Source organism: Corynebacterium sp. HMSC078A10 (genome assembly GCF_001811565.1).
Taxonomy (GTDB): domain Bacteria; phylum Actinomycetota; class Actinomycetes; order Mycobacteriales; family Mycobacteriaceae; genus Corynebacterium; species Corynebacterium hesseae.
The window spans coordinates 44,270-68,209 of sequence record NZ_KV805193.1 but is presented as its reverse complement, the minus strand read 5'-3'; the positions used below and the strand labels follow the sequence as shown (position 1 = coordinate 68,209).

The following is a 23,940-nucleotide window of genomic DNA, read 5'->3' as shown; positions in this document are numbered from 1 at the left end:
ACCCAAGAGACTCACACTGTGCTGCTCAGTCACTCCCCGCGCACAAGTTAAGCCGACGCTGCCTGAAGCGGCACAATATCGTCCAACTCAGCAAGAATTTTGTCTTCCGCGACATCCAAATCGTAGTGAGTCTGCAGTCCCAGCCAGAACTGTGGGGACATTCCAAAATATTTAGCCAAACGAAGAGCCGTATCGGCGGTAATAGCCCGCTTTCCGTGGACGATTTCGTTAATACGTCGAGGCGGGACCCCTATCGAAACAGCGAGTTTGTGTTGGGTAATCCCCATGTCCTTGAGAAAGTCCTCCATAAGGATTTCACCTGGGTGTACTGGGGGGAGCTTGTTAGTGGTAGTCAACGATCTCAACCTCCTCTGGCCCTAAAGCGGTCCACCGGAAGCAGATCCGCCATTGGTCATTGATACGAATACTGTATTGACCCCGCCGATCGCCCTTCAAAGCTTCGAGCCTATTTCCTGGAGGAATCCGAAGCTCATCGAGCCTCTGAACGTAGCCCAATTGCCTCAGCTTGCGAAGAGCTACCGAGTGAATACGTGAATCAATCGAGAGCACCCTCTCTCGATTCCATAGACGCTCAGTGGCCCTATCCGCGAACGACTGAATCATAAACGCACCATACCCCCCATAACGCGACGCGTCAATAACGCGAGACGTTAACTCTAACTAACGCTGTAACACAAAAGCTACCGCAACTGGCGAGGACCTGCTAGGCAGCGAGCTCGTCGTCAATGTAGACACGCGTCGTCGCACGCAGGCCCGCGACCAGCATGCAGAAACAGAGCACCATGAGACCAATGAGCACAGCGGTCCAATCCCCGGTGGCCCCGCGCACCACTCCCACGGACAACGGTACGAGGCCCGCCAAGACGTAGCCGCCCGGCTGAACGAAGCCGGAGAGCCGCGCCGTGGTGAGCGCGGTGCGCGTGCGGGCAGTGAGCAGAGCAAGCGCCAATGGGAAGCACATACCGCCGATCCCCATCAACGAGGCCCAGGCCAGCGGGGCGGCGTCGGCAGCCACGAGCACTCCACCCCACCCGGCACACGTGCACAAAGAAAGCACCACGGGAACGGGAGTCAGGCGGTTAAGACGCGAGATGAGCCACGGCATGACTACGCCGCCGAGAATATTGAAGACTCCGATGACGGCCAGCGCCACGCTGGCGGTGTTCTCACTCACGCCTTTTTCTACCAGCATGCGCGGCAGCCAGCCCATCTGGACATAGGCCATGGTGGACTGCAATCCGAAGAAAAAGAGCATGGCCACCGCAGTGGGTGAGGTGAACATGGGGCGTTGCACTTCCGCGCCATCAACCGTGCCGTGGGCGACGTCCTTGCCGGCCTTGGGTAGGACCACTATCCAAGCCGCCAGCTGGGCGATGGCGGGCAGGCACCAAATCCACAACGCACCTTGCCACGATTTTTGTGTCACCGCGGACAATGGGCCGAGTGCACTGGAAACGCCCAACATCGTGGTGTAGGTGGTCATCAGCGCCACCAACGTGCGGCCCGACCCATGCTGCTTGATCCATGCAGGAAGCAGCACATTTGCCAGCGCGATGCCGGCAACAACGCACAGAGTAAGCGCGACGAAAAGCGGAAAGCTACTGACCCATGGACGCAGGCCGAGCCCCGCAACCAAGGCCACCGTGCCGCCGGCTAGGGTTCGGCTTAGGCCCACGCGGCGCGCGATGGGAACCGCCGCCAACCCCATGGCGGCAAAACACAGCCCCGGCAGTGCGGTCAACAAGCCTGCCTGCCCAGAGCTGATTCCAAAGAAGTCTTGGATCTGCCCCAGCACCGGTGCCACCGAAGCAATACCGGAGCGCAGGTTCAGCGCGGTCAGGCAAACAACTATGAAGAGTAGGACAGGCGCAAGGGAGCGCTGCAAGGACGATCCCACCCCTTTACTTCTGAACGGGAGCCCATTCAGGACCGGTTTCACCGAGCTCTGGGTCAAGCTTAGCCACCAGCGGCTTCGGCTTCTGCAGCGCGGTCCCCGGGGTTATGTCGAATCGCTTCCACGCGGCCTGCTGCGCGGAGTAGTCACCCGTGATGATCGGGTACGGGTGATTCTCCGGCGGAAGGTTTACGCCAACAAGTTCAACCGGCATGTCATCCGCCACTTCCTCGATGCGCGGCTGTGCGGCCCACACTCCCTCGCGGCCCAGGGTCTCGTGCACCTTTTGGGCGGTAAAGGGCAGGAACGGGGTCAGCATCACGTTGCAATCGGAGACCACCTGCAGCGCGGTCCACAACACCGTGGCCAGCCGCTCACGTTGGGTCTCATCCTTGGCCAGCTTCCACGGCTCCATAGCAGCGATGTAGGCATTGGCCTCACCCACGACGTGCATGATGGCGGTCATGGCTTGCTTAAACTTGGACTGCTCGAGGAAGCCCGCGGCGGTGGCAAAGGTTTCCTCTGCAAGCGACAAGATGTCCTTATCTGCCTGCTCCAGCGCGGCCGGTGCCGGCACCTCACCGAAGTTCTTGTGAGCCATCGACACGGTGCGGTTAACCAGGTTGCCCCAGCCGTTGGCGAGCTCGTTGTTAATGCGGCGCACGAACTCATCCCAGGTGAAGTCGGTGTCGTTGTTTTCCGGACCGGCAACGGCAATGAAGTAGCGCAGCGCGTCAGGACCAAACTCCTCAAGGAAGTCCTTGACGTAGATAACGACGCCCTTGGAAGAGGAGAACTTGGACCCGGACATGGTCAGGTATTCCGAAGACACGATTTCCGTCGGCAGGTTGAGCTCACCATAGGTATGCAGCTCACCGCCCTTAGAACCCTTGCCTGCGTAGCCCAAGAGCTCCGCCGGCCAGATCTGGGAGTGGAAGGTGATGTTGTCCTTGCCCTGGAAGTAGTAGTGGCGCGCCTGCGGGTTCTGCCAGTAGTCCTTCCACGCATCCGGGTTGCCGGTGCGGTGTGCCCACTCGATGGAAGAAGACAGGTAACCAATGACCGCGTCGAACCACACATAGAGCTTCTTCGCGCCATTGTCCTCCCAGCCCTCGACTGGAATGGGAATTCCCCAGTCGATGTCTCGGGTCATGGTGCGCGGGCGCATGTCCTCCAGCAGGTTGAGGGAGAACTTGAGAACGTTGGGGCGCCAATCCTCACGAGTCTTCAACCACTCTTCGAGGACCTCCTTGACCGCAGGCAGATCCAGCAGGAAGTGCTCGGTGTCAATAAACTCCGGGGTCTCTCCGTTGATCTTGGATACTGGGTTAATCAGGTCCACCGGATCGAGCTGGTTGCCGCAGTTATCGCACTGGTCACCGCGCGCGCCATCGGCGCCACACAGCGGGCAGGTGCCCTCAATATAGCGGTCCGGCAAAGTGCGGCCAGTGGACGGCGAGATCGCGCCCTGGGTGGTCTCCTTAATCATGTAGCCGTTCTCGTAGAGCCCCTTGAACAGCTCCTGCACCACCGCGTAATGGTTGCGCGTCGTGGTGCGGGTAAAGAGGTCATAAGACAGGCCGAGCCCAGCCAGGTCGGTGACGATCTGGCGGTTGTAGCGATCCGCCAACTCACGCACCGTCACGCCTTCCTTGTCCGCCTGAACCAGCAGCGGGGTGCCGTGTTCATCGGTACCAGAAACCATGAGGACGTCGTTGCCACGCATTCGCTGGAACCGGGCGAACACGTCGGAAGGAACACCGAAGCCCGCCACGTGTCCGATGTGGCGGGGTCCGTTGGCATAGGGCCAAGCAACATTAACGACAACTGTCTCAGTCATGGCCTCTACTCTATCGAACACCCCCTCACCGGCAATGCAGTGAGGGGGTGCAGAGGAGAAAAGCTCGCGCGCCAGAACTAGTTCTTGTGGCTGTGCTGGCGACGGCGGGCCTTGAAGGCCTGTTCGCGCTGGAATTCGCGGTGCAGGCGACGCTCACGCGCCATCTTGCGCTGGAAGGCCTGGGATTCGCGGTACTCGCGGTAAATCACGTCATTGCGCAAGTCCTTGAAGATAGCGAACATCAGTCCGACAAGGATGAAGAGGAATGGCAGAGCTGCCACGATGGTGACGTTCTGCAGGTTCGACAGGGAATCCTCGCTCGACAGCAACAACGTCAGACCGACGGCTGCGGTCAACACGCCCCATGCTGCAGATAGCCACGGCTTGGCGGTGGTGGCGCCAGACTGGGACATCGAGCCCATGACTGTCGACGCCGAGTCGGCCGACGTGATGAAGAACGTGGCCAGCAGCAGGGCGGCAACGATGCCCGCAACGAAACCACCAGGCAAGTTCTGCAGGAGGTTGAACAGTTCTTGCTCAGCAGAGTCGCCAGAGATGGAGTTGCCGTTTTGCTCCATGTGGATAGCGGTACCACCGAAGATGGCAAACCATACGGTGGAGACGCCGGCTGGAACCAAGAGCACACCAATGCAGAATTCGCGGACGGAACGGCCGCGGGAAATGCGCGCAAGGAACATACCAACAAACGGCGACCAGGAAACCCACCACGCCCAGTAGAAGATTGTCCACGTCGACAGCCATTCGCCGGCGGTTCCATTGTCGGACTCAGCGGTACGAGCGATCATCTCGGTGAAGTTCGCCAGGTAGTTACCGATGGAACCCGGAATCTGGTTCAGAATCGACACCGTCGGGCCAAAGATGAACACGAAGATGGCCAGCAGGGCTGCCAGGACCATGTTGGTGTTAGAGAGGTACTGAATACCTTTGCCCACACCAGACATGGCCGACAAGATAAAGGCCAAAGTCAGTACCACAACGATGCCAATCACGACGCTCTGCGTGGGGTTCTCAATAATCCCGGACGCTTCCAGCCCCGCTTGGATCTGCATAGCGCCTAGGCCCAACGAGCAGGCAGTACCGAAGACAGTGGCGAAGATGGCCAAGATATCAATGATCTTGCCCACGGCGCCATCGGCAGCACGCTGGCCGATGAGCGGCACAAAGGCCTGGCTCAACAGCTGCTTACGGCCGATACGGAAGGTGGAATAAGCGATGGCGAGGCCAACGATGGCATAAACCGCCCACGGGTGCAGAGTCCAGTGGAACATGGCCGTAGCCATTGAGGTTCCTACCTCGTGCTCACCGTGTCCGGGAACTCCGTTCTTAAAATAGTTGAGCGGCTCGGAAGCGCCGTAGAACATCAGGCCGATGCCCATGCCAGCCGCGAACATCATCGCAATCCACGAGACCGTGGAGAATTCCGGCTCTTCGTTGATCTTGCCCAAACGAATGGTGCCGAACTTAGAGGCCGCGATGCAGATGACAAAAATAACGAAGATGGTGCCGAAGAGCACATAAGCCCAGCCAAAGTTTGTCACCACAAAGTTGAGAGCGTTGCTGGAGAATGAACCGAAGCTCTCCGGCGCGACCAGTCCCCATGCCACGAAGGCAGCGATGAGGAGGCCCGCGATACCGACGATGCTCCAATCAATCGGTGAGTCGATGCCACCGGGCCCAAACTTGTCGTCCTCTTCTGCTTCTACGGGCAAAGCTGCAGCCGAAGGATCAAACTCCTTATTGGTGAGCATGTCCTGAAGCTGGCTCGTAGCTGACGTCGCCTCTAGGCGCTCGTCGACAGTGCGGTAATCATCCGACGCGGCCGGCGAGCTTTGTTCTTGGGAGGCGGCCGAAGACACCCCCGTGTCCTTCACATTGTCTGTATTGGTCGAGTCTGTCATACCTTCAAACCATGGTGCTGTCCCATCAACTAGTCAAACCATAGCGCTCATAAAAAAGCTGCACAGCGGGCTTATTTCACAGCCGCAGCGCTCGGAAGGCGGGCAATTTCCTCCATGCACTTCTCCACACAGTGCACACCCTTCAGCACCATTCTGTGCGCCAACTGTGCAGCGTGTCCATACAATCCGTCTCTGTCTCCGGCTACCGCCCAGGCTCCCTCAACCTTTATGCGAATAACGATGCCATAACGATTGCCCGAAAAGAGACGGTCATCACCAGAAAACTGCGATGGTGCTCAGCCGCGCGCAGCAAGGTAAGCGTCATAGAGCTCACGGTTGGACCATGCCGTTCCCGCCGCCGCCTTCTTGCACGCATCCTTGGCACGCACACCCCGCTCTACTTCTGCACGGACCTGCTCAACAAGGGTCTCCATCGACACGGGCGCGGCCTCACCGCCCTCGATTACTACGGTGATTTCGCCCCGCGCATTCTCTTCAGCCCACTCCGCGAGCTCGCCTAGGCAGCCTCGCTTAATCTCCTCGTAGGTCTTCGTCAGCTCTCGGCACACAGCAGCGCGACGGTCGGCGCCGAGGATCGCGGAGGCGTCGCCAAGCGTCTGTGCCAAACGGTGCGGGGACTCGAAGAACGCAATCGCGCGCTGCTCCCCCACCAAGGACTCCAGCCACGCCTTGCGCGGCCCAGGCTTGCGCGGTGGGAAGGCATCGAAGAGAAAATGCCCCACCCCCAAACCAGACAGCGCAAGAGCCGTCGGCACCGCCGAGGGTCCTGGGAAGCAGGTCACGGGCACGTCTGCTTCCACTGCTGCGGTGACGATGGAGTGCCCAGGATCAGACACCAGGGGCATACCGGCGTCGGACACCACGAGCACTGTCCCGGTCCGGGCGGCGGCGACGAGAGCGCGCGAACGCTCCTCTTCGTTGTGGTCGAAATTGGACACCACCCTGCCGCGGATCTCCACCCCCAACGCCTGGGCCAGATTGCGAACGCGGCGGGTATCTTCTGCGGCAATTACATCTGCGTGGCCCAATGCTTGCATCAAGCGGGCCGAAGCGTCACCGGGGTTTCCCAGCGGCGTGGCGGCAAGGATGACCCCACGCGGCAAGGGTTCAAGCTGAAGACTCATACTCCCCAGCATGGCACACGCACGCTAGACTCATCCGAGTGAGTATCGCAACCCCTACCGATCGATCTGGCCGCATCAAGCGCCCGCGTCCGTCTATCGCACGCGGCGCCCATACCCGGCCAGCGCCTCCTGCTCCCCGGCCCTATGTCTGGACCACGGCTGACACGATCAGCACCGCGATCATCGCGGCGCTGGCTTTCCTCACGCGCTTCATTGGCCTGACCTCCCCGGTCTCCGAAGGCACGCCCGTCTTCGATGAGAAGCACTACGTGCCGCAGGCCTGGGACATGGTTACCAGCTGGCATAACCTTTTTATCGGCGGTATTGAGTCCAATCCGGGTTATGGCCTCGTCGTCCACCCACCGCTGGCCAAGCAGATTGTTGCGATTTCAGAGGCCCTCTTCGGCTACACCCCATTGGGCTGGCGCTGCATGGCCGCGCTCTTTGGCGTGGGCACGGTCCTGCTGACTATGGCGCTGGCTCGCCGATTGTCCGGTTCGTGGCAGGTTGGCTTCCTAGCCGGTCTGCTCGCAGTGTGCGATGGTGTGCTTCTCGTGGCCTCCAAGTTTGGCATGCTCGACATCTTCCAAGTCTTCTTTGTGGTTGCCGCCGCGTGGGCCTTGGCACGCGACCACCAGCAGATGCGCGAGCGCCTCCACGCCGCTTTCCTTTCGGGCACCATGGGTGATTCCGACTTCGGTCCTCGTTTTGGATTCAGGTGGTGGCGCTTTGCGGCCGGTGTCTTCCTGGGGCTAACACTTTCTGTGAAGTGGTCGGGCCTGTACTACATCATGTTCTTCGGCCTCATGAGCGTCTTCTCGGACCTCGCGCTGCGCCGTCTTTATGGAGTGCGCCGCTACATCGTGGGCACGCTGGTACGCGATACGCCCGCGGCCCTCGCCTCCATCGTCGCGGTTCCTGTAGCGCTCTACGCGTGGTCATGGCGCGCTTGGTTCGCCGATGAAACCGCCGTCTACCGCCACGCCAAGGTGGACGGCACTATCGAAGAAGGGTCCTGGCTACTCAACCTCCCCGAGCCGCTCGCCGGCTGGTTCTACTACCACTCCTCCGTGCTGGAATTCCACGCCTCCTTGACCACTTCAGGCGGCCACAGCCACCCCTGGGATTCCAAGCCGTGGGCCTGGCTGGTGGCCGCGCGCCCCATCCTCTACTACTCCTCCACTGACATTTCCTGTGGCGACGGCGGTTCCTGCCGCAAGATGCTGTACCTGTTTGGCACCCCGGCCATTTGGTGGCTGGTCATTCCAGCGGTGCTGTGGGGGCTGTGGTCCTTGCTCGTGCGCCGCAACCGCGCCTTCCTCATTCCGCTCGTGGGCGCCGCGGCGGGTTTCCTACCCTGGCTAGCGGTCTTCGACCGCCAGATGTACTTCTTTTATGCCACGGCGTTTATCCCGTTCATCATCGTGCTCATCGCGTTGGCCTTGGGCCAAATGATCGGGCGCGGCCGCAAACTGGAATGGCACTGGCTCACAAGGCTCTTCGGTTCCGCGATGCCGCTGGGCACCTTCATCACGGTGTGCTACGCCGCACTCGTTGTAGCGATGTTTGCCTACTTCTCCCCGATTCTCTACGGCTACATGATCCCGGATTCTTGGTACAACTCCATCATGTGGCTGCCGTCGTGGACCTAACGCGGGCTAGCAGATAGCGTCCGATAAACGTCCCGCAGCAGGAACCCCCGGTCCGCCGCCCAAGCCCAGCCCAGGCAGGCGGTGGCGAGCCCGGTGCCGATGAGGATATAAAGCTGCCCCGCGGCGACGCTGCCCAGGGCAAAATCGCGCATGGTAAAGCCGCACAGGAACGCGAACATTGTGCACGCCACCGGCAGCAATCCGGGCGCTGAGGCAGGGCGCCATGCAGCAAAACCCAAACCGCTGGCAAGGCCGAAGCGCAGTGCTGCGGCCTCGATCAACAGGCGCGCGCGCTCCGGGTCAGCGCCTTCTGCAAGGGTCCCTTCGCTCTCCAGGGTGGTCAAGCCCGAAGCACTGACGACGACCACAATCGCCCACACAAGAAATGCCACGGACAGCACACCGAGGGCTACTCGCGCCAACGACAGCGAAGCCTGGCGAGTGCTCGAAGCTCGCTGCCATTCTGGCTCCACGCCAGCGAGGATAACCTCGGATAGATCCTGCGGCGGTGCTCCATCCGGTTCCACAAGGCTCAACGAGCGCGATAGAGCCGCTGCCTTGTCCCGGAAGGCTGCACAGTCTGGGCAGCTGGAAACGTGTGCCTCGATGACGTCAGGCGACAGCTGCGGGGCTTCCCCGTCTAGCTGCGCGGAAATCGCTGCCTGCACTTGCTCATGCGTCAGCACGGCTCAGCACTCCATCCACGCTCGCCCGGCCGGAACCGAAGACCACGATCATGAGCAATGACACGATGAGAACCAGCGGGTACTCGATACCACCATCGGCCGCGAAGAGACCGTTACCGATGTGCACGAAATACAATGCGCACGCCATGAGCAGCGCTAAAGCCCCCGCAACAAAGGTCGTGAGAAGGCCTACCACCAGGGCCGCCCCGCCCAGCATTTCCGCGAAGGCAGCCAAGTATGCCGAGGTCTGCGGCTGTGGGACCCCCATGGCAGAGAACTGCCCGGTAATTTCGTCCATACCGCTAAAGAACATCTTGTCCACGCCGTGCGCCACGAAGATTACTCCCAGCACCGCGCGGAAGATGAGGAGCGCGGCATCGCGTACGGCGGGTCTATTCATGGTTCATAGACTACCCTGGATAGCCACCTCCCTCCGAAAGGACTCCCCACCCAGCATGCTTACGTGGACCACTACGAACACGCCTTTAGGCTGCCTCACCCTCGTGGGATCTGCGCGGGGTTTATCTCACGTGTATTTCGACGGCGAATCTCCGGATCTTAGAAGCATGCAACGCCTCACGGATGCCACCGAACCTGGCTCTGCGGGCACGGTGCTTGTCGACGCCTCTCAACAAATTGCCGAGTACTTTGCCGGCACGCGGAGGGATTTTGAGCTGCTTCTCGCCGTGCCTGAGTCCCCGCGCACCTTCCGGGATCGGGCGCAGCGTGCTCTGCGCGACATCCCCTTCGGGGAACGTTGGACCTATTCGACTCTTGCCACCGCCGCCGGTAGCGCGCAGGCCGCGCGTGCCGCGGGGAGCGCCTGTGCCACCAACCCGCTTCCGATTGTGGTGCCGTGTCACCGCGTCGTACCGGCTGGCGGCGGTGTGGGTTCCTATCGCGGCGGCGCAGCCGCGAAGCAGATGCTTCTGGACCACGAGGCCGCATGCTGCGACACTAATCCGCAGAGAGCCCTTGGCAACCACGGGTAGCTCTGGGGAACCGATGAATAACTTCTGCAGTCTAAAAAGACATGACTAGTACACAGATGGCAAACGATACGAGACTTGTTTTTGACTCCGCGGGGCTCGGCCGCCCTGCTTGGGCAATGACCTCCCCACTCCTCAAGGAGTACTACGACACCGAATGGGGCATGCCCATCCATGAGGAATCCGCACTGCTAGAGCGCCTCTGTTTGGAGGGCTTCCAGGCTGGGCTGAGCTGGGAGATCGTTCTGCGCAAACGCGAAGCCTTCCGCGCCGCTTTCGTAGGGTTTGATGCTGACCTTCTGGCAAGCTTCGGCGAGGAGGAAGTGGAGCGCCTGATGAATAATCCTGGAATCATCCGGAACCGCCTCAAGATCAATGCGGTACTCGCCAACGCGAAGGCCACGGTGGCCTTAAGAGAGCAGGGCGGACTCGATGAGTTCATCTGGAGCTTCTTGCCGGAAGAGACCATCGCACCGGAGCGCGAAGAAGACATTCCTAAATACACACAAGAAGCCTTGGACATGTCCAAGGCTTTAAAGAAGGCCGGTTTCAAGTTCGTCGGCCCAGTAACGTGCTTCTCACTCATGGAGGCCATCGGCATGGTCGATGCCCACCTCGTGGGCTCGCACCGTCGCGGCACATCCGGTGTGTGGCCGGCCTAACGCTTAACCGACTGAGTGCTTAGCCAACTCGACGCTCCGCCAAATCATCACGCCGTTGACGCGGGGTGGGATGAGGACCGTCAAACCCACCGTCGGAATCATCCTCCGAGTACACCGGAAGGTAGTCAAAGTCCGGGCTTTCATCATCGATTTCCAGGATGAGCGCGCCCGGGCGGCGCAGCTTCGGCGGAAGCGACTCGGCGGGGTTCTCCGCGTTACGCACTCCCAGGCGGGCGCGGCGTAGGTGGTAAATGCGGCGCCGCAACAACTCCCGTTCACGACGCACCTGGGCGCGCAGCGCAACCAGGTAAACCGTGGTCATAACACCAGCGATAGCCGCCAGCCACCACGTCCATCCACCCACGACGATGCCGAAGCATACCGTAGCTACCACTGCTACCGCCAATCCGATGAGCGTGCGCTGACGGCGCTGGTAACGCGTGGCAGAAGCTTCCTTCTCCTTCACCGGATCCCAGCCGCCGCGGCCAAGGCGGCGCTGTGCGAAGGCGAGCTCGTCCTCAGACAGCTCGGTATCGCTGCCGCCGGCCTCAGAGTCCTCGGCGTTCAGCTCCGCGGCATCAGCGTTCTCGCTTTCCGCCGCCGTGGATTCTTCCGCGTCGGGAGCATCATCAGCCCCATCTGAATCCTCGGCGTTGGGCGTCGTCGGCGCCTCCTCCACAGCGTCAATAGCACCCGGGTACATCAAATCGACCGGAGAAGTGTAGGCGTCGTCGAAGTCATAAGCATCCTCCGCCACCTCAGCATTTGCTGGGGCTGTAAACACTTCAGCGGAATCTGCTTCAACGTCCTTGGTGTCCAGTCCTGCTTCCTGCTCAGCCTCGGCGACGTGGGCGGGCTCCGCTTCGAGCTCGAAGTCCTCTTCAACGGCGTCTTCCTCAACAACCTCGCCGTCAATCGTCTCCGCGACGTCCGAAGCAGCTTCATCAGAGGTAGCGGTTTCAGCGCGAGAGGACTGCGAATCCTCGCTTACGCCTTCGGCCTCCACCAGCTCGTACTCCGCTTCGTCCGCTGCAGCCCCCGTTCCTGCCTGGGCGCGCGGGCGGATATCTTCCTTGCCCAGGCGCGGCTTGCGACGGCCCGGCACAGAGCCGGAATCACCTTCGAAGAGCACGCGGGTCTCTTCAAAGGCCTCACCCGTGTGGCTCATCGGACGCTGCGAACGCAAAAGCAACGGGGCGAGGATGAAGAGCCACAACACGATTACGAGAATGATCGGCACGGCAGTCATCATGCGGCTGTGTCCCACTTTCAGGGGTCGACGAAAAGGGAATATAACTAGGCCCCTACTCTAGCCGCCCACACCGGCTCCATGGGCATCAACGAGCCCATAAATTACAAGGTTGTTACTTAAGTGAAAACAGAGGTAGTTGAACTAATCCAAGCACGATCTAGAGGCCGAGGATCCGCCCCGCCGCGTGCAGGCGCTCCACCGCGCTCGAGGCAAAATCCTCACGATTGAGCGCCAAGAAGTGGTGGTCCCGCCATGCGCCGGCAATGTGTAAGTTGCGGCGCAGAAATCCCTCATCCCGAAAGCCATTGTTGTGTAGCACCTTGCCCGAAGCAGGGTTCTCCGGCAGGTAGGTGGCGGTGACTCTATGCAGCCCCACGCGGTAAAAAGCGTGGTCCACGCCGAGGGCGCACGCAACGGTGGCCACGCCGGCGCCGTGTACCCCGGAATGGACCCAATAGCCTATCCAGCATTCACTAACCCCTCCGTGCTGAATATTTCCCAGGGTTAATTGGCCTCGAAATTGCCCATCGACGTCAATGACGAGCGGCACCACCGTTCCAGCGCGGGCAGAATCACGCAAAAACATCAGGTGATTCCACCACGCAGACTGCGAATGCGCCGCACCCCACGACGTCGGCAGCGTAGGTTCCACGGGTTTAAGAAAATCCCGATCCGCTATGCGCTGCTGCCGCCACGCCTCGCCATCCCGACGCAACAGCGGGCGCAGGCGTACCGTCGCTCCGTGCGGGAAAACGCTGGAGCCTCGCAGCCGCACCGCAGGGGTCGCCTCAGGCCACCCCGGATGCTCGGGGTGCGCCTCACCGCTGGCGGGGGTGGAAAACCTCCCTGCGGCAGTACCAAAAGGATCAAGCATGGCGTGCGTAGCTGCCGGCTAGCTTCGTTGGGTCAGGAAGAGGACGTCGACCACATCTCCCGGGCGGATCTCGGTGACCTCCTCCGGGATGCGAATCATCGCGTTCGCTTCTGACAACCCGGCGAGCAGGTGTGCCGGCGCGCCCGCCGCGCCACCTAGCCCTTCCACGAGGTAATCGGAGGTCTCGGCGTCACGCATCAGCCGGGCACGGATGTATCCGCGACGGCCCGGGCGGGACTCCATGTGGTTGAGCACGCGTGCGCGTACGACGCGACGCTGACCGCTGCGCTTGCCTAGGGACAACCGAATCAGCGGGCGCACAAAAACCTCGAAGATGACGAGCGCAGACACGGGGTTCGAAGGCAACAGGAAGGTGGGGATGCGCTCTTCACCCAACAGACCAAAACCTTGGACCGAACCGGGGTGCATTGCCACACGAGTAGTATCGACATCCCCCAGCTCATCGAGGACTTCGCGGATTTCATCCGCCCCCGCACCGCCCACGGCACCGGAAATCACCAACACCTCGCTGCGCGCCAGGTAAGTCTCCAAGGCCTCCCGCACGCGGCGCGGCTCACCGGCAGCAATGCCCACGCGATGTACGTCCGCGCCGGCCTCCTTCGCGGCCGCTGCGAGTGAGTAAGAGTTCACGTCGAAGACCTGGCCCAGGCCGGGCTCACGGTCGACGTCGACAAGCTCCTTGCCGTAAGAGACGATGGTCACGCGCGGGCGTGGGTACGCCAGCACCTTCGAGCGCCCCACCGCCGCGAGCAGGCCAATCTGCGCCGGCCCCAAGACAGTTCCAGAGGACACTGCCACATCGCCGGGTTGGATGTCATCGCCCACGCGGCGCACGAAGTCTCCCGAGCGCACTGGCCGGTGTGAGGTCACGCGCTTGCGTCCGCGGTCGGTCCACTCGAGGGGAAGGACGGCGTCGGCAAGCGTGGGCAAAGGCGCACCCGTATACACCCGCACCGCCTGCTTAGGCTGCAAACGCAAAGGCTGACGCGAGCCTGCAGGCACCTCCCCCACCACCGGAAGCGAGCGCTCAATCTCAGTCTCCGAGGCAGGAGCATCTGCATCCTCAGCGTCGTGGCGAGTGCGCGCCTTGAGGGCTTTTTCTCCCCCGACGTCCACAGCACGCACGGCGTAGCCATCAATCGCCGCCTGCGGGAAGCCCGGCAGCGGCTGATTAGCCTGCACCTCCTCCGCGCACTTGAGACCCAGCGCATTCGCGATGGCGATGCGTACCGGCTCCGGAGTCATCGCTGCATCAAGAATGAACGCCATCTGGTCATCGACCGAACGCATGTACCGCCTACCTTTGCTCTGGGGTATGTGGGGCCTAAAGGGATGGAAGTTACTGGAGTAGAGCTTAGCGCGCTTGGTGCGTCAAGACTTAGCCCTTCAGCCCATTTTCTTCTTCGTAATCCTCCACAATCTTCTTAATCGCCTTGTAGAGCGCGGGACCGTATTTCTCATCGCGCAGACCAAAGTCCACGTTGGCTGGGATATAACCGCCCGGGTTGCCAAGATCGTGACGCTTGCCTTGGTGAACTACGACGTGAACCGGGTGTCCCTCCTTGATGAGGAGCTCGATGGCATCGGTCAACTGCAGCTCCCCACCCTTGCCCGGCTTGATACGGCGAAGCGCATCAAAGATCTTCCTGTCGAGCAGGTAGCGCCCGGTGGCCACGAGGTTGGACGGCGCATCAGCCGGATCCGGCTTCTCCACCATGCCCACAACCTTCTTCACTCCCGGCGCGTCGGTGTCTTCGACGTCGAACACACCGTAGTTAAAGGTCTCCTCGCGCGCGACCTCAAAGGCGCACAGCACGCTGCCGCCTAGAGCTGCGCGAACACGGGCCATCTCCCTCATGACTGTGGCCGGCAGGACAATGTCATCCGGCAGCATGACGGCGAAGAATTCCTCGTCATCCTGAAGCACGGATTCCGCCAAGCCCACAGCGTGACCGAGCCCAAGCGGCTTTTCCTGCTCCACCGAAATCGGGTGGATCAGCTGGGCAGCGCGCTTGACCTTAGCAACCTGCTCGTCTTTGCCGCGGGCGTCGAGTGTCTCAACCAGATCCGGAAACTCCTCGAAGTGTCGCATCACCTCTTGCTTGTTTGGTGCGGTGATCACCGCGAGGCGCTGCGCACCAACCGAAGCGGCTTCTTCCGCAATAAGCTCGATGCCCGGCGTATCAACGACGGGGAGCAGCTCCTTGGGCACGGTCTTGGTGGCAGGCAGGAAGCGAGTGCCCATGCCAGCAGCGGGGACAACGACCGTAGCGATCCCGGTGTGGGAATCCTCGTGTGCAATAGCCATAAGTTCCACTTTACAATGCACCCACCGCTCTCCTGCGCTGCGCTACGCCGTCACATTATGATTAACAACCATGACGACCTCCCCCAAGGACGCCTTGAGAGCCTCACTCCTTAGCGCCCGCCGCGAACGCACCTCTGAACAGCGTGCTGACGACAACGCCGCGTGGTGTGCTGGTGTGAGAGAGCTCCTGACTCCCGCGATGCGCATTGCCGCCTACCACCCACTGGGCACAGAGCCGGGCGGACCCAGCTTCGTGGATACCGTGGCACAGCTCTGCAAAGAGGTTTACCTGCCTATTTCCGGTGCAGACGGGGAGCTTTTGTGGACGCTATATACCGGCCCACAGGCCATGCGCCCGGGGGCGCTGGGGATTGCGGAGCCCGTCGGCCAGCGCCACAGCAGCGAAATCCTAGCCCAGCTCGATCTCATCCTCGCGCCCGCGATGGCAGTCAGCGAATCCGGCATGCGTCTTGGAAAGGGCGCGGGTTACTACGACCGCGCGCTCACCCCACTCCCCACTGGGCGCCCGCCTGTCGTCGCCTTGGTGCATTCCAGCGAGATCCGCGATGTCCCCTTCGATGAGCACGACCGTCCAGTCGATGGCGTCCTGACCGAGCGCGGGATGCGCTGGCTTTAATCGCTTTCGGGCCCCGCCCGGGAACCACGCGGCGCCACGCGCAGTCTAAGAAGGTATGGATTTTCTACATGTTCTGCGCACCCCGGGACATCGCCGCAGCGTGTTCCTGCGCCGCGTTATCGCAGCTGTCCTGCTCGTGACCGCCGCGGCCAGTGCGCTCGCTTCCACGCGTGAGCAGCCCCGCGTCGTGGTCATGGCCCGGGACGTGGCGGCCGGGGAGACGCTAGCGCTTGGCGATGTCTCCGTGGCCCGCGTCCCCTCCTCCGCTCTTCCCGCCACGGCGTTGGGAAATACCCCAGAGGATGCCGTGGGACGCGTGCTGGTAGCGGCCGCGAGCGCTGGCGAAATCTTGACCACAACTCGCCTACTCAGCTCAGATCTCGTCGCAGATTTCGGTATGGACAACGGCCACCTCATCCCGCTTACGCTGGCTGAGCCGGAGATTTCTCGTAATCTCCACCATGGAGATACGGTCAACATCGTCGGCACGGTCGAGGATGGGCCCGACGGTACCGCCCCCGCACGCGGAAAGACTATTGCCCGTGGCGCTCGCGTCGTGTCGGTAGGAACAGGCGGAGATGATGCACGCACACAATCGTTGCTCGTTGCCCTCCCCGCCGAGGCGGCCGAGGACGTCGCTGCCGCTTCCCTTGCGCAACCGCTCACGGTCATCATCGTGGGCGACCGTGCCCACACTTAAGATGACACTGTGAAGATCGCCGCGTTTGCGCATCAATGGTGCCGCGGGATGTTGCCACCACCAACAATCTCTGCCTAGTATGGGCGCATCCACTCAGGCGCTAATGTTTGTGTGTCTTTCCTGTCTCACAACGGCGTGGCAACGCATGCTGTGAGCGCTCAACAGTGGTCTTTTCTATTCCAGCAATTTCCCCCGATGCTTCTTCCTAAGTAGGCACTCCTACCGCTTCAAGAATCTCGCTCCTTTCGGCCCCTTCCGGCTCATCACGTGCTAGGTACCGCCTCATTGAACAGCGTTGGTTCTCTCACCGCGCGCTGCGCCGCAGCCGCGCACTACCGAAGAAGCATTTACTCCGCAGAAAAGGACATATTCCCATGCTTAAGGGCTTTAAAGATTTCATCTTGCGCGGCAACGTCATCGAGCTGGCCGTGGCCGTCATCATCGGTGCTGCATTCACCGCAATCGTTACCTCCATCACGGACCACCTCATCCAGCCGCTGATCAACTCCTTCGGTTCCCCGGACTTCGGTGGCCTGGGCTTCGCGATTACCGACAATCCCGAGACCTTCCTTGACTTTGGTGCGGTCATCACGGCACTCATCAACTTCCTGCTCGTCGCTGCCGTCATCTACTTCGTCATTGTCGCTCCGCTCAATGCCGTCACCGAGCACGCTAAGCGCCGCCAGGGTGTTGACCCGGAGGAGCCGGCTCCGACCGCCGAGCAGCTGCTCGCTGAGATCCGCGACCTGCTCGCTGCTGAGAACGGTGGCACCACCACTGAGAAGCCAGGTTCCAGCTTCTAATTCACAAGCAAAACCTGCAATCCCGCAGAGCCAGCACAATGCTGAAGCTCTGCGGGATTTCCTTATGCGCTCTAGGCCCTCGACGCGCTACTGCGTAGTACCAAAGTGCGGCGGCATATTCTCGCGGTAGAAAGCCTCACCGGTGACTTCGTCTTCGCTGTTGCCATCAAGGCTTACGATGCGCAGCTCATCGGCGCCAGCCCCAGCAGAGGTACCAGCCGCCTGCGATACTGGCCCGCCGGGCACGTCGAAGCTGCGGTCATAATTCTGGGCGGTCGACGGGCGCTGAGCACGACGACGGCGGGCACGTGGTGCGGAATCAGCCATTAGACGCTGGACTTCTGCAGCTGATCCACGAGGTGATGCACCAAGGGAGTCAACGTTGCCATACCATCGCGCACCGCCGCGCGGGACGAAGCCACGTTGACGATGACCGTCGATCCGGACACTCCTGAAATACCGCGGGAGGTGCAGGCATCCACCGCGCCGCATGCCTGGCCGGAAGAGCGCAGCGCCTGCGCCACGCCCGGAACCATTTGATCCAGCACCGCGCGGGTTGCCTCAGGGGTCTTATCGCGGGGGCCAACGCCCGTGCCACCGATAGTCAGTACGAGGTCAACTCCCCCGACCACACCGGTTTCAATCGCCTGCCGGATTTTGGATTTCTTGGAGCGAACAATCACTGCGCCGTCAAAGGTGAAATCGGCTTCGGCCAGCAATTCACCCGCCAAACGCGATGTGTCCTCCGTTGCCTCATCTGGGTGGTCGGTAACGATCACGACGAGCGCGCGACGCGGCGCCTGAACGCTTTGTTCTTGTTCGCTCGCAATGAGGAAGGCGTCATCGGGCTCGGTAACATCATCAAGTTCGTGTGAGGCATCGCGCCCCAACAGCTCAGTTGCGTCGGTGTTGTCTGCCACGGAGGTTCTCCTTAAAGGTGGGACGGAATCTTCCGGAAGTAGTTGCTTAAAAAGGTGTCTGGGTGCGGTATTCACGCGGTGCTTGCGCACCGCCCGAGTATTTGTAAACTTACTCGCTCGCCAGCGTTACCTCTACCTTTCTCACGTCTTCGTTGTCGCGGCTCTTAACTTCCAGTGTCACGGTTGCCCCAAATTCCTGCGAGCGGGTTGCTGCAATCAGGGCATCGGAGCTTTCAATGAGCCTGTCGTTGACGCGGGTGACCACGTCACCGGACTTCAGTCCTGCCTTATCAGCCGGGCTGTCAGATTCCACATCAACGATTTCCGCGCCAAGTGTATCGCTCTGCGCACGGACCTTAACGCCCAACGTGGGATGCTTGACCTTGCCGTTATTGATGAGCTCATCGGCCATCCGCTTAGCAAAATTTGAGGGGATGGCGAAGCCCAGGCCGATGGAGCCGCCTTCGGCATTCGAGCCGCCAGATAGCGAGGCGATCATCGAGTTCATGCCAATGATGTTGCCCTCCATGTCCACCAGGGGACCGCCGGAGTTACCGGGGTTGACGGCTGCGTCGGTCTGGATGGCGTCGATAAGCGAGGACTCCCCACCTTCCTGTGACGCACGCACTGGGCGGTTCTTGGCCGACACAATTCCGGACGTCACCGTGGCGTTGAGCCCCAGCGGGGAGCCAACGGCAACTACCTCCTGCCCCACTGCGGCCGCGTCCGAATCACCAAATTGGAGAAAAGGAAGATCGCTGACGTCGTCGATTTTGATGACCCCGACGTCTGTCGTCGCATCGGACGCGACAAACGTAGCGCTATGGCGCGAACCATCATTCATCGTCACTTCGAGCCTCCCGCCTTGATCCGCGCCAGCAACCACGTGGTGGTTGGTCAGCACATAACCATCTGGGGAGATAATTGAACCGGAGCCCTCGGCACCGCCAGAGCGGGTCATGGAGTAGATCGACACCACCGACGGCAGAACCTTCGATGCTACGTCCTCCACAGAGCCGGCGGCCGGCTCGTTACCGGTGTTATTGGCCACCGGCTGGCGCTCGAGAACCTCGTTGACCGTCGAGGTGGAGGATTTATCGTCACCGGCTTTGCCAACCACGGCACCGGTGACGCCGCCAACTGCAATGGCTACAACAAGCATCATCGCCAACGCGGTGCCCATTCCTACCTTGCGTTTGTTCTTCGGTTCGCTTCCCGGCTCCACGACGTGCGCGCCTGCGCCTTGCTGACCAGCGAAGTGTTCGTTCTGATGCCCCTCGGGCGCAGCACCGTAGCGCTGTCCTGCATATGGTTGCGCTGTACTCTGTCGCACCTGGCTTTGCTGACCGAAGCCATAGGTTGAGCCGCCATACGGTGCTTGCCCCGCGTTTGGAGCCTGAGGGGGCTGAGTGCCAAACGACGATGGGCTTCCCGGCCCGCCCTGTGCACCGTAGGGCGCTTGCTGCTGCCTTCCCTGTGCCCACGAGTCCGAGCGCGGCTGATTCCAGCCGTTTGATGAGCTTCCCGCAGAAGGCGCCCCGCCCTGCTGCTGTGCTTGTCCCCGTCCATCAGAGTTCTGCGGGGTATCCATGGGATTATCCATGTTCGAATTCCTCATATTCATGTCAGGTAGTGTGCACCATCGCGCTGGGGTGTATCTGTCTCTGCTCTGCCAGTGCGCTAGGAAAAGCTGTACATTTCCTGTGCGCCCTGAACTGGGGCGATACTTGGAAGACTAGCTTTGGTTAAACCACCGCTCCGCAAAAATATGACCCCGGTCGTGCGGGTTCTCCGAGTGCTCCTCGGCTGGCTCCTGAGATGTCTCCTCTGCTTCTTGCGCATCGAAGGATTCTGGCTGAAACTCGTTCGGAATTTCTTCCAGTCCATCCACCATGGCATCCCCCTCGGTGGGATGCCCCGGCAGGATAACCTCCATGCGTGTTCCACCGTCCGCAGAATCCTTAATGGTGATCTCTCCATTGTGCCGCTCAACGACGGATTTCACGATGGCCAAGCCCAATCCGGATCCAGGCATTGCACGAGCTTCGGCCGAACGGTAGAAACGCTCAAACACCTTGTCGCGCTCCTCGGGCGCGATACCGGGGCCCGAGTCATCCACACGCAGGCGCACCTTGTCCTCTGCCACTTGCCGCATGGAAACGCGCACGGTACCCGTCGGCGGCGACCACTTCGCGGCGTTATCCATGAGATTGAGCGTGGCACGCCCCAAGGCAAATGGGTCACCATCCAACATCCACGGAATAAACCTCACGCGGAAGTCCACGTCAGGGCGCCGGCGCTTGGCACGATTAAGGGAATTCTCCAGGACCTCGTGCAGTTCGACCGGTTCCGGTTCCTTCTCAGTGGCATCTTCGCGCGCCAAGTCCACGAGGTCACCGATCAGGGTCGACAACTCCGACATCTGCGCCATCACGTCGTCTTCCAAATCACGGCGATCTTCCTCGCTGATGCCGAATCCGCCGCCCGATTTATTCAACATCATGAGCAGCTCGATATTGGTACGCATGGAGGTTAGCGGCGTCTTCAGCTCGTGGCCGGCATCTGCCACGAACTGCGATTGCTGCACGCGCGCATGCTGCAGGGCAGACAACATTCGGTTGAAGGACACCGTCAGCTGCGACATCTCGTCATTGCTCTCCACCGCAATCCGCCGCAAGTCATTAGTCTGCGTCACATAATCTACCGCGCGCTTGAGGCGTGCGATGGGTTCCATGCCGGTCTTGGACACCACCATTCCCGCAAAAACGGAAAGCAGCACGCCGAACGCCACGATGATGAGCAGAGCCGAGCCCACCGCGGAAACGATTTCCTCGGTCGGTCCTAGGTCCTTAGCCAGGACTACCGTGGTCCCGCCGTCCTCATGCTTAGCCAGCACGCGCTCCCCGCCCAAAGTACGGATGGAGCTTTCCATAGTGTCCCCGTCGGGCTTAAAATCGCCGCCCACGGGCAGTGCGTCACCAAATGCAAACGCCACCGACGGTGGGGAGATTGAGATTCGAGTCGAGGGGTTATAGAGCTTGAATGAGGAAATTTCCTGGTCGATGTTCTCCACGAAGGCCGGATCCTGCGCCTGCTGTATGAGCACGTCGGCTTGCTGAATAAGCTGCTTATCGACGCTCGCCGTCATCGACGCCGCGACAAGCCAATAGGTCACAAACGTCATCACTGCCACGGAGAAGGCGACAACAACGCCGGTAACCAAAGAAAGGCGCCACCGAAGCGGCGCCCGTGAAGCCCAGCCGCGTCGGCCTGAGCGGCCTAACCACGCAGTGGTATCCAGGTCTTCAGAAGGCACCGCATCAGGCGCGGGCCTCCGCAAAATCACGCGATAGCCTCCCTCATGACATAGCCAACACCGCGCACGGTGTGGATAAGACGCGGCTCACCATTCTCCTCGGTCTTTTTGCGGAGATAGCCAATATACACTTCAAGCGCATTTCCGGAGGTGGGGAAATCATAGCCCCACACTTCTTCCAAGATGGTGTTGCGGGAGAGCACCTTGCGGGGTTCTCCATCAACAAACGCAGGAGAGCAAACTCGGTACGGGTCAGAGAAATGGGACGGTCGCCGCGAGTAACTTCACGCGTATCTGCATCAAGCTTGAGGTCCTCGAAGCTTAGCTGCGTCTCAACCGGCTGCTTCGTCCCGATGGAGTCCGCGGCGGCACGCCGAACCAAAGAACGCACGCGAGCCAAAAGCTCCTCCAGAGCGAATGGCTTGGGCAGGTAATCGTCGGCGCCCGCATCGAGACCTGCAACGCGATCGGACACGCCATCACGAGCCGTCAGCACGAGAATGGGGCGGTCCCAGCCTTCGCTACGCAGGGTGCGGCAGACTTCAAGGCCGTCCATGTTCGGCATCATCACATCGAGGATCAGTAGCTCGGGGTTATCACTGTGAACCATCTCGACAGCCTGAACGCCGTCGGCGGCCAACACAACCTCGTAGCCATTAAACTTCAGGGAGCGCCGAAGCGATTCACGTACGGCCTGCTCGTCATCCACGACAAGAATCTTCATAATCTCAATTATGTCCTATCTAGGACGTTTTCACGAAGTAGGCCGCATTCTTTCGCCCCCTTATACCCCCTTAGGCCGCTAGTTTCCCCAAAAAATTCAAGACCGCCTCGGCGGCCCACGCCTTAGCAATCAGGGAGCACTGCGAGCGCGCACTACATGCGCACGACAAAAGCCCCGAAGATTCACTCAAAGCGGTGAATCTTCGGGGCTACAGTCACAGACTGAAGACCTAAGAGGCCTTAGAACTGCTCGACGTCAACCAGGCCAAGCTTTGCAGCCTTGACCAGGCGGCGCGGGATGCGCACGGTCTGACCGTCGATGGTGACTTCCTGGAGGGCGACATTGTCAGCCTTCCACTGGGAACGGCGAGAGTGGGTGTTCGCGCGGGACTTCTTAAACTTAGGAGTTGCCATCTTTTCCTATCCTCCTTACGCGTTCTTCTTCTTGCGGCGAGCCATTGCACCGAAGCGCTGGTTGAACTTCTCAACGCGGCCAGCGGTATCCATAACGCGCTGCGCACCGGTCCAGAACGGGTGGGACTCAGCGGTCACGTCGACGACAATGAGCGGGTACTCGTTGCCGTCTTCCCACTCAACGGTGCGCTCGGAGGTAGCGGTGGACTTGGTCAGGAAGGAGTGGCCGGTACCGGCGTCCTTGAAGACCACCGGGTGGTAATCCGGGTGGATATCTTTCTTCATATGTCGATTCCCTCAGGGTTGAACTACGGGTCGGTTCCTTCCGTGACGCATGAGAGCGTGAAAGGATCGTGCCCGAGTTGGGTCTCTATACTTACAAACGTGCGGCTCGCGCCGACAACTTGAAACATCCTACAGGCCGCAGGCACCAAAATCGAAATCGCCGCAGTTCATACTCCTCAGAGCAACGCAACGGCAAGCACAAACAATCACCCCGCCAGCACCTTCGACGGAAATGGCGCCTGGATAATAGGTATCAAAGCCGGGTTGCACGACGGCGGTGATTAGGTTCTGTAGGCCGCGGCATGTAAGATTTCCCCTTGCTGTTGTCAAAGTAATCGTTTTACGCCCCATCAACTGGTGTTCAACGGATTAAGCCTCCTGCTCAACCTCACTTTTTAGAGCGCCGCGCCTCACCGCGGATATAGGCACTCCGTTAGTCGCTTTCGATGTGGGCGGCTAGGAGAAAGAAGACCCATGTCGGCTATTTGCCAGGTAACGGGCCGCAAGCCGGAATTCGGCAAGCAGGTCTCGCACTCGCACCGCCGCACCTCGCGCCGTTGGAACCCCAACGTGCAGCGTCGTCGGTACTACCTGCCCTCTGAGGGCCGTACCATCACCCTGAATGTTTCCACCAAGGGCATGAAGATCATCGACCGTGACGGCATCGAGTCCGTCGTGGCCAAGATTCGCGCACGTGGGGAGAAGATCTAAAGATGGCACGTAATGACATCCGTCCAATCATCAAACTGAAGTCCACTGCGGGCACCGGTTACACCTACGTGACCCGTAAGAACAAGCGCAACAACCCGGATCGCATCACCTTGAAGAAGTTCGATCCGATCGTCCGCAAGCACGTCGAATTCCGCGAGGAGCGATAAT

At 60.7% G+C, this 23,940-nt stretch carries 26 protein-coding genes and 1 pseudogene; 8 read left to right on the top strand and 19 right to left on the bottom strand.

The annotated features are described in order from the left end of the window. Nucleotides 1-47: 47 nt before the first annotated feature. The 6 genes from HMPREF2808_RS03095 to rsmI form a co-directional block, all read right to left on the bottom strand. Nucleotides 48-308 (bottom strand): HigA family addiction module antitoxin, encoded by a 261-nt coding sequence (locus HMPREF2808_RS03095; RefSeq protein WP_070520778.1) that lies wholly within the window; start codon nucleotides 306-308, stop codon nucleotides 48-50. 34 nt (nucleotides 309-342) lie between these two features. After that, nucleotides 343-624 (bottom strand): type II toxin-antitoxin system RelE/ParE family toxin, encoded by a 282-nt coding sequence (locus HMPREF2808_RS03090; RefSeq protein WP_070565735.1) that lies wholly within the window; start codon nucleotides 622-624, stop codon nucleotides 343-345. Between the two features lie 100 nt (nucleotides 625-724). Further along, nucleotides 725-1,918: an MFS transporter gene (locus HMPREF2808_RS03085; RefSeq protein ID WP_070623671.1), complete on the bottom strand. Its 1,194-nt coding sequence runs from the start codon at nucleotides 1,916-1,918 to the stop codon at nucleotides 725-727. Between the two features lie 4 nt (nucleotides 1,919-1,922). After that, nucleotides 1,923-3,755, bottom strand: coding sequence for a methionine--tRNA ligase (metG, locus tag HMPREF2808_RS03080; RefSeq protein ID WP_070623668.1), 1,833 nt, complete (start codon nucleotides 3,753-3,755; stop codon nucleotides 1,923-1,925). Between the two features lie 77 nt (nucleotides 3,756-3,832). Then, entirely contained in the window at nucleotides 3,833-5,674 is a 1,842-nt protein-coding gene (locus HMPREF2808_RS03075; protein ID WP_070623665.1) for a BCCT family transporter, read from the bottom strand. Between the two features lie 296 nt (nucleotides 5,675-5,970). After that, nucleotides 5,971-6,819 (bottom strand): 16S rRNA (cytidine(1402)-2'-O)-methyltransferase, encoded by an 849-nt coding sequence (rsmI, locus tag HMPREF2808_RS03070; protein WP_070597491.1) that lies wholly within the window; start codon nucleotides 6,817-6,819, stop codon nucleotides 5,971-5,973. Between the two features lie 38 nt (nucleotides 6,820-6,857). Here rsmI and HMPREF2808_RS03065 point away from each other — a divergent pair, with 38 nt between their 5' ends. Then, nucleotides 6,858-8,471 (top strand): dolichyl-phosphate-mannose--protein mannosyltransferase, encoded by a 1,614-nt coding sequence (locus tag HMPREF2808_RS03065; protein ID WP_369815741.1) that lies wholly within the window; start codon nucleotides 6,858-6,860, stop codon nucleotides 8,469-8,471. Here HMPREF2808_RS03065 and HMPREF2808_RS03060 read toward each other — a convergent pair. Both HMPREF2808_RS03060 and HMPREF2808_RS03055 read right to left on the bottom strand, forming a co-directional pair. Beyond that, nucleotides 8,468-9,157, bottom strand: a complete 690-nt coding sequence (locus HMPREF2808_RS03060; RefSeq protein ID WP_070520764.1) for a zf-HC2 domain-containing protein — start codon at nucleotides 9,155-9,157, stop codon at nucleotides 8,468-8,470. The two genes, HMPREF2808_RS03065 and HMPREF2808_RS03060, sit on opposite strands and share 4 nt — an antisense overlap. Next, a complete protein-coding gene (locus HMPREF2808_RS03055) occupies nucleotides 9,144-9,557 on the bottom strand; it encodes a DoxX family protein (protein WP_070520761.1) in 414 nt (137 codons plus the stop codon). Before HMPREF2808_RS03055 ends, HMPREF2808_RS03060 begins: the two co-directional genes overlap by 14 nt. On the opposite strand from HMPREF2808_RS03055, the gene HMPREF2808_RS03050 reads away from it, so the two are divergent. Both HMPREF2808_RS03050 and HMPREF2808_RS03045 read left to right on the top strand, forming a co-directional pair. After that, a complete protein-coding gene (locus HMPREF2808_RS03050; RefSeq protein ID WP_371325872.1) occupies nucleotides 9,520-10,149 on the top strand; it encodes a methylated-DNA--[protein]-cysteine S-methyltransferase in 630 nt (209 codons plus the stop codon). The genes HMPREF2808_RS03055 and HMPREF2808_RS03050 overlap by 38 nt on opposite strands. 41 nt (nucleotides 10,150-10,190) lie before the next feature. Continuing rightward, the gene (locus HMPREF2808_RS03045) at nucleotides 10,191-10,808 is read left to right on the top strand and encodes a DNA-3-methyladenine glycosylase I (protein WP_083299262.1); all 618 of its coding nucleotides are present in this window, start codon (nucleotides 10,191-10,193) and stop codon (nucleotides 10,806-10,808) included. A 19-nt stretch (nucleotides 10,809-10,827) separates the two neighbouring features. On the opposite strand, the gene glpR is transcribed toward HMPREF2808_RS03045, so the two are convergent. The 4 genes from glpR to HMPREF2808_RS03025 all read right to left on the bottom strand — a co-directional run bounded on the left by glpR (nucleotide 10,828) and on the right by HMPREF2808_RS03025 (nucleotide 15,263). Then, nucleotides 10,828-12,057, bottom strand: coding sequence for a divisome protein SepX/GlpR (gene glpR, locus HMPREF2808_RS03040; protein WP_371325873.1), 1,230 nt, complete (start codon nucleotides 12,055-12,057; stop codon nucleotides 10,828-10,830). Nucleotides 12,058-12,217: 160 nt separating this feature from the next. Then, nucleotides 12,218-12,934: a GNAT family N-acetyltransferase gene (locus HMPREF2808_RS03035; RefSeq protein WP_070623652.1), complete on the bottom strand. Its 717-nt coding sequence runs from the start codon at nucleotides 12,932-12,934 to the stop codon at nucleotides 12,218-12,220. A gap of 18 nt (nucleotides 12,935-12,952) precedes the next feature. After that, nucleotides 12,953-14,245, bottom strand: a complete 1,293-nt coding sequence (gene glp, locus HMPREF2808_RS03030; RefSeq protein WP_070520746.1) for a molybdotransferase-like divisome protein Glp — start codon at nucleotides 14,243-14,245, stop codon at nucleotides 12,953-12,955. 88 nt (nucleotides 14,246-14,333) lie between these two features. Further along, the gene (locus tag HMPREF2808_RS03025) at nucleotides 14,334-15,263 is read right to left on the bottom strand and encodes a UTP--glucose-1-phosphate uridylyltransferase (protein ID WP_070623649.1); all 930 of its coding nucleotides are present in this window, start codon (nucleotides 15,261-15,263) and stop codon (nucleotides 14,334-14,336) included. 70 nt (nucleotides 15,264-15,333) lie between these two features. Here HMPREF2808_RS03025 and HMPREF2808_RS03020 point away from each other — a divergent pair, with 70 nt between their 5' ends. The 3 genes from HMPREF2808_RS03020 to mscL all read left to right on the top strand — a co-directional run bounded on the left by HMPREF2808_RS03020 (nucleotide 15,334) and on the right by mscL (nucleotide 17,403). Further along, complete coding sequence (locus HMPREF2808_RS03020) at nucleotides 15,334-15,900, top strand: 5-formyltetrahydrofolate cyclo-ligase (protein WP_070623646.1); 567 nt, start codon at nucleotides 15,334-15,336, stop codon at nucleotides 15,898-15,900. Nucleotides 15,901-15,955: 55 nt separating this feature from the next. Further along, nucleotides 15,956-16,600 (top strand): SAF domain-containing protein, encoded by a 645-nt coding sequence (locus HMPREF2808_RS03015; protein ID WP_070623642.1) that lies wholly within the window; start codon nucleotides 15,956-15,958, stop codon nucleotides 16,598-16,600. Between the two features lie 374 nt (nucleotides 16,601-16,974). Continuing rightward, complete coding sequence (mscL, locus tag HMPREF2808_RS03010) at nucleotides 16,975-17,403, top strand: large conductance mechanosensitive channel protein MscL (protein WP_070623639.1); 429 nt, start codon at nucleotides 16,975-16,977, stop codon at nucleotides 17,401-17,403. 87 nt (nucleotides 17,404-17,490) lie between these two features. Here mscL and HMPREF2808_RS03005 read toward each other — a convergent pair whose 3' ends face one another. From HMPREF2808_RS03005 to HMPREF2808_RS02970, 7 genes and pseudogenes are all read right to left on the bottom strand, one after another. Continuing rightward, nucleotides 17,491-17,730: a hypothetical protein gene (locus HMPREF2808_RS03005; protein ID WP_070520730.1), complete on the bottom strand. Its 240-nt coding sequence runs from the start codon at nucleotides 17,728-17,730 to the stop codon at nucleotides 17,491-17,493. Next, nucleotides 17,730-18,323: a MogA/MoaB family molybdenum cofactor biosynthesis protein gene (locus tag HMPREF2808_RS03000; protein WP_070597483.1), complete on the bottom strand. Its 594-nt coding sequence runs from the start codon at nucleotides 18,321-18,323 to the stop codon at nucleotides 17,730-17,732. The genes HMPREF2808_RS03005 and HMPREF2808_RS03000 overlap by 1 nt, the downstream gene beginning before the upstream one ends. Before the next feature lie 109 nt (nucleotides 18,324-18,432). Further along, nucleotides 18,433-19,947 (bottom strand): S1C family serine protease, encoded by a 1,515-nt coding sequence (locus HMPREF2808_RS02995; protein ID WP_230307887.1) that lies wholly within the window; start codon nucleotides 19,945-19,947, stop codon nucleotides 18,433-18,435. Nucleotides 19,948-20,058: 111 nt separating this feature from the next. Then, nucleotides 20,059-21,669, bottom strand: coding sequence for a sensor histidine kinase (locus HMPREF2808_RS02985; RefSeq protein ID WP_070623630.1), 1,611 nt, complete (start codon nucleotides 21,667-21,669; stop codon nucleotides 20,059-20,061). Continuing rightward, nucleotides 21,666-22,363, bottom strand: a pseudogene (locus HMPREF2808_RS02980) (response regulator transcription factor). Before HMPREF2808_RS02980 ends, HMPREF2808_RS02985 begins: the two are co-directional and overlap by 4 nt. A 239-nt stretch (nucleotides 22,364-22,602) precedes the next feature. Continuing rightward, nucleotides 22,603-22,776 carry a 50S ribosomal protein L32 gene (gene rpmF / locus HMPREF2808_RS02975; RefSeq protein ID WP_010187615.1) on the bottom strand — a complete coding sequence of 58 codons (174 nt, stop codon included), beginning with the start codon at nucleotides 22,774-22,776 and terminating at the stop codon, nucleotides 22,603-22,605. A gap of 15 nt (nucleotides 22,777-22,791) precedes the next feature. Then, nucleotides 22,792-23,061 (bottom strand): type B 50S ribosomal protein L31, encoded by a 270-nt coding sequence (locus tag HMPREF2808_RS02970; RefSeq protein ID WP_070520710.1) that lies wholly within the window; start codon nucleotides 23,059-23,061, stop codon nucleotides 22,792-22,794. Between the two features lie 474 nt (nucleotides 23,062-23,535). Between HMPREF2808_RS02970 and rpmB the strand changes: the two genes are divergently transcribed. Continuing rightward, nucleotides 23,536-23,772: a 50S ribosomal protein L28 gene (gene rpmB / locus HMPREF2808_RS02965; RefSeq protein ID WP_005279911.1), complete on the top strand. Its 237-nt coding sequence runs from the start codon at nucleotides 23,536-23,538 to the stop codon at nucleotides 23,770-23,772. A 2-nt stretch (nucleotides 23,773-23,774) separates the two neighbouring features. Further along, nucleotides 23,775-23,939, top strand: a complete 165-nt coding sequence (rpmG, locus tag HMPREF2808_RS02960; protein WP_010187624.1) for a 50S ribosomal protein L33 — start codon at nucleotides 23,775-23,777, stop codon at nucleotides 23,937-23,939. The last annotated feature ends 1 nt before the right edge of the window (nucleotide 23,940 follow it).

What these genes read in the sequence shown, in the direction of transcription:
- HMPREF2808_RS03095 (WP_070520778.1), bottom strand. Translation starts at nt 308, where the DNA reads ATGGAGGACTTTCTCAAGGACATGGGGATTACCCAACACAAACTCGCT.
- HMPREF2808_RS03090 (WP_070565735.1), bottom strand. Translation starts at nt 624, where the DNA reads ATGATTCAGTCGTTCGCGGATAGGGCCACTGAGCGTCTATGGAATCGA.
- metG (WP_070623668.1), bottom strand. Translation starts at nt 3,755, where the DNA reads ATGACTGAGACAGTTGTCGTTAATGTTGCTTGGCCCTATGCCAACGGA.
- HMPREF2808_RS03075 (WP_070623665.1), bottom strand. Translation starts at nt 5,674, where the DNA reads ATGACAGACTCGACCAATACAGACAATGTGAAGGACACGGGGGTGTCT.
- rsmI (WP_070597491.1), bottom strand. Translation starts at nt 6,819, where the DNA reads ATGAGTCTTCAGCTTGAACCCTTGCCGCGTGGGGTCATCCTTGCCGCC.
- HMPREF2808_RS03050 (WP_371325872.1), top strand. Translation starts at nt 9,520, where the DNA reads ATGAGGAGCGCGGCATCGCGTACGGCGGGTCTATTCATGGTTCATAGA.
- HMPREF2808_RS03055 (WP_070520761.1), bottom strand. Translation starts at nt 9,557, where the DNA reads ATGAATAGACCCGCCGTACGCGATGCCGCGCTCCTCATCTTCCGCGCG.
- HMPREF2808_RS03045 (WP_083299262.1), top strand. Translation starts at nt 10,191, where the DNA reads ATGACTAGTACACAGATGGCAAACGATACGAGACTTGTTTTTGACTCC.
- glpR (WP_371325873.1), bottom strand. Translation starts at nt 12,057, where the DNA reads ATGACTGCCGTGCCGATCATTCTCGTAATCGTGTTGTGGCTCTTCATC.
- HMPREF2808_RS03035 (WP_070623652.1), bottom strand. Translation starts at nt 12,934, where the DNA reads ATGCTTGATCCTTTTGGTACTGCCGCAGGGAGGTTTTCCACCCCCGCC.
- glp (WP_070520746.1), bottom strand. Translation starts at nt 14,245, where the DNA reads ATGCGTTCGGTCGATGACCAGATGGCGTTCATTCTTGATGCAGCGATG.
- HMPREF2808_RS03025 (WP_070623649.1), bottom strand. Translation starts at nt 15,263, where the DNA reads ATGGCTATTGCACACGAGGATTCCCACACCGGGATCGCTACGGTCGTT.
- HMPREF2808_RS03020 (WP_070623646.1), top strand. Translation starts at nt 15,334, where the DNA reads ATGACGACCTCCCCCAAGGACGCCTTGAGAGCCTCACTCCTTAGCGCC.
- HMPREF2808_RS03015 (WP_070623642.1), top strand. Translation starts at nt 15,956, where the DNA reads ATGGATTTTCTACATGTTCTGCGCACCCCGGGACATCGCCGCAGCGTG.
- mscL (WP_070623639.1), top strand. Translation starts at nt 16,975, where the DNA reads ATGCTTAAGGGCTTTAAAGATTTCATCTTGCGCGGCAACGTCATCGAG.
- HMPREF2808_RS03005 (WP_070520730.1), bottom strand. Translation starts at nt 17,730, where the DNA reads ATGGCTGATTCCGCACCACGTGCCCGCCGTCGTCGTGCTCAGCGCCCG.
- HMPREF2808_RS02995 (WP_230307887.1), bottom strand. Translation starts at nt 19,947, where the DNA reads ATGAATATGAGGAATTCGAACATGGATAATCCCATGGATACCCCGCAG.
- rpmF (WP_010187615.1), bottom strand. Translation starts at nt 22,776, where the DNA reads ATGGCAACTCCTAAGTTTAAGAAGTCCCGCGCGAACACCCACTCTCGC.
- HMPREF2808_RS02970 (WP_070520710.1), bottom strand. Translation starts at nt 23,061, where the DNA reads ATGAAGAAAGATATCCACCCGGATTACCACCCGGTGGTCTTCAAGGAC.
- rpmB (WP_005279911.1), top strand. Translation starts at nt 23,536, where the DNA reads ATGTCGGCTATTTGCCAGGTAACGGGCCGCAAGCCGGAATTCGGCAAG.
- rpmG (WP_010187624.1), top strand. Translation starts at nt 23,775, where the DNA reads ATGGCACGTAATGACATCCGTCCAATCATCAAACTGAAGTCCACTGCG.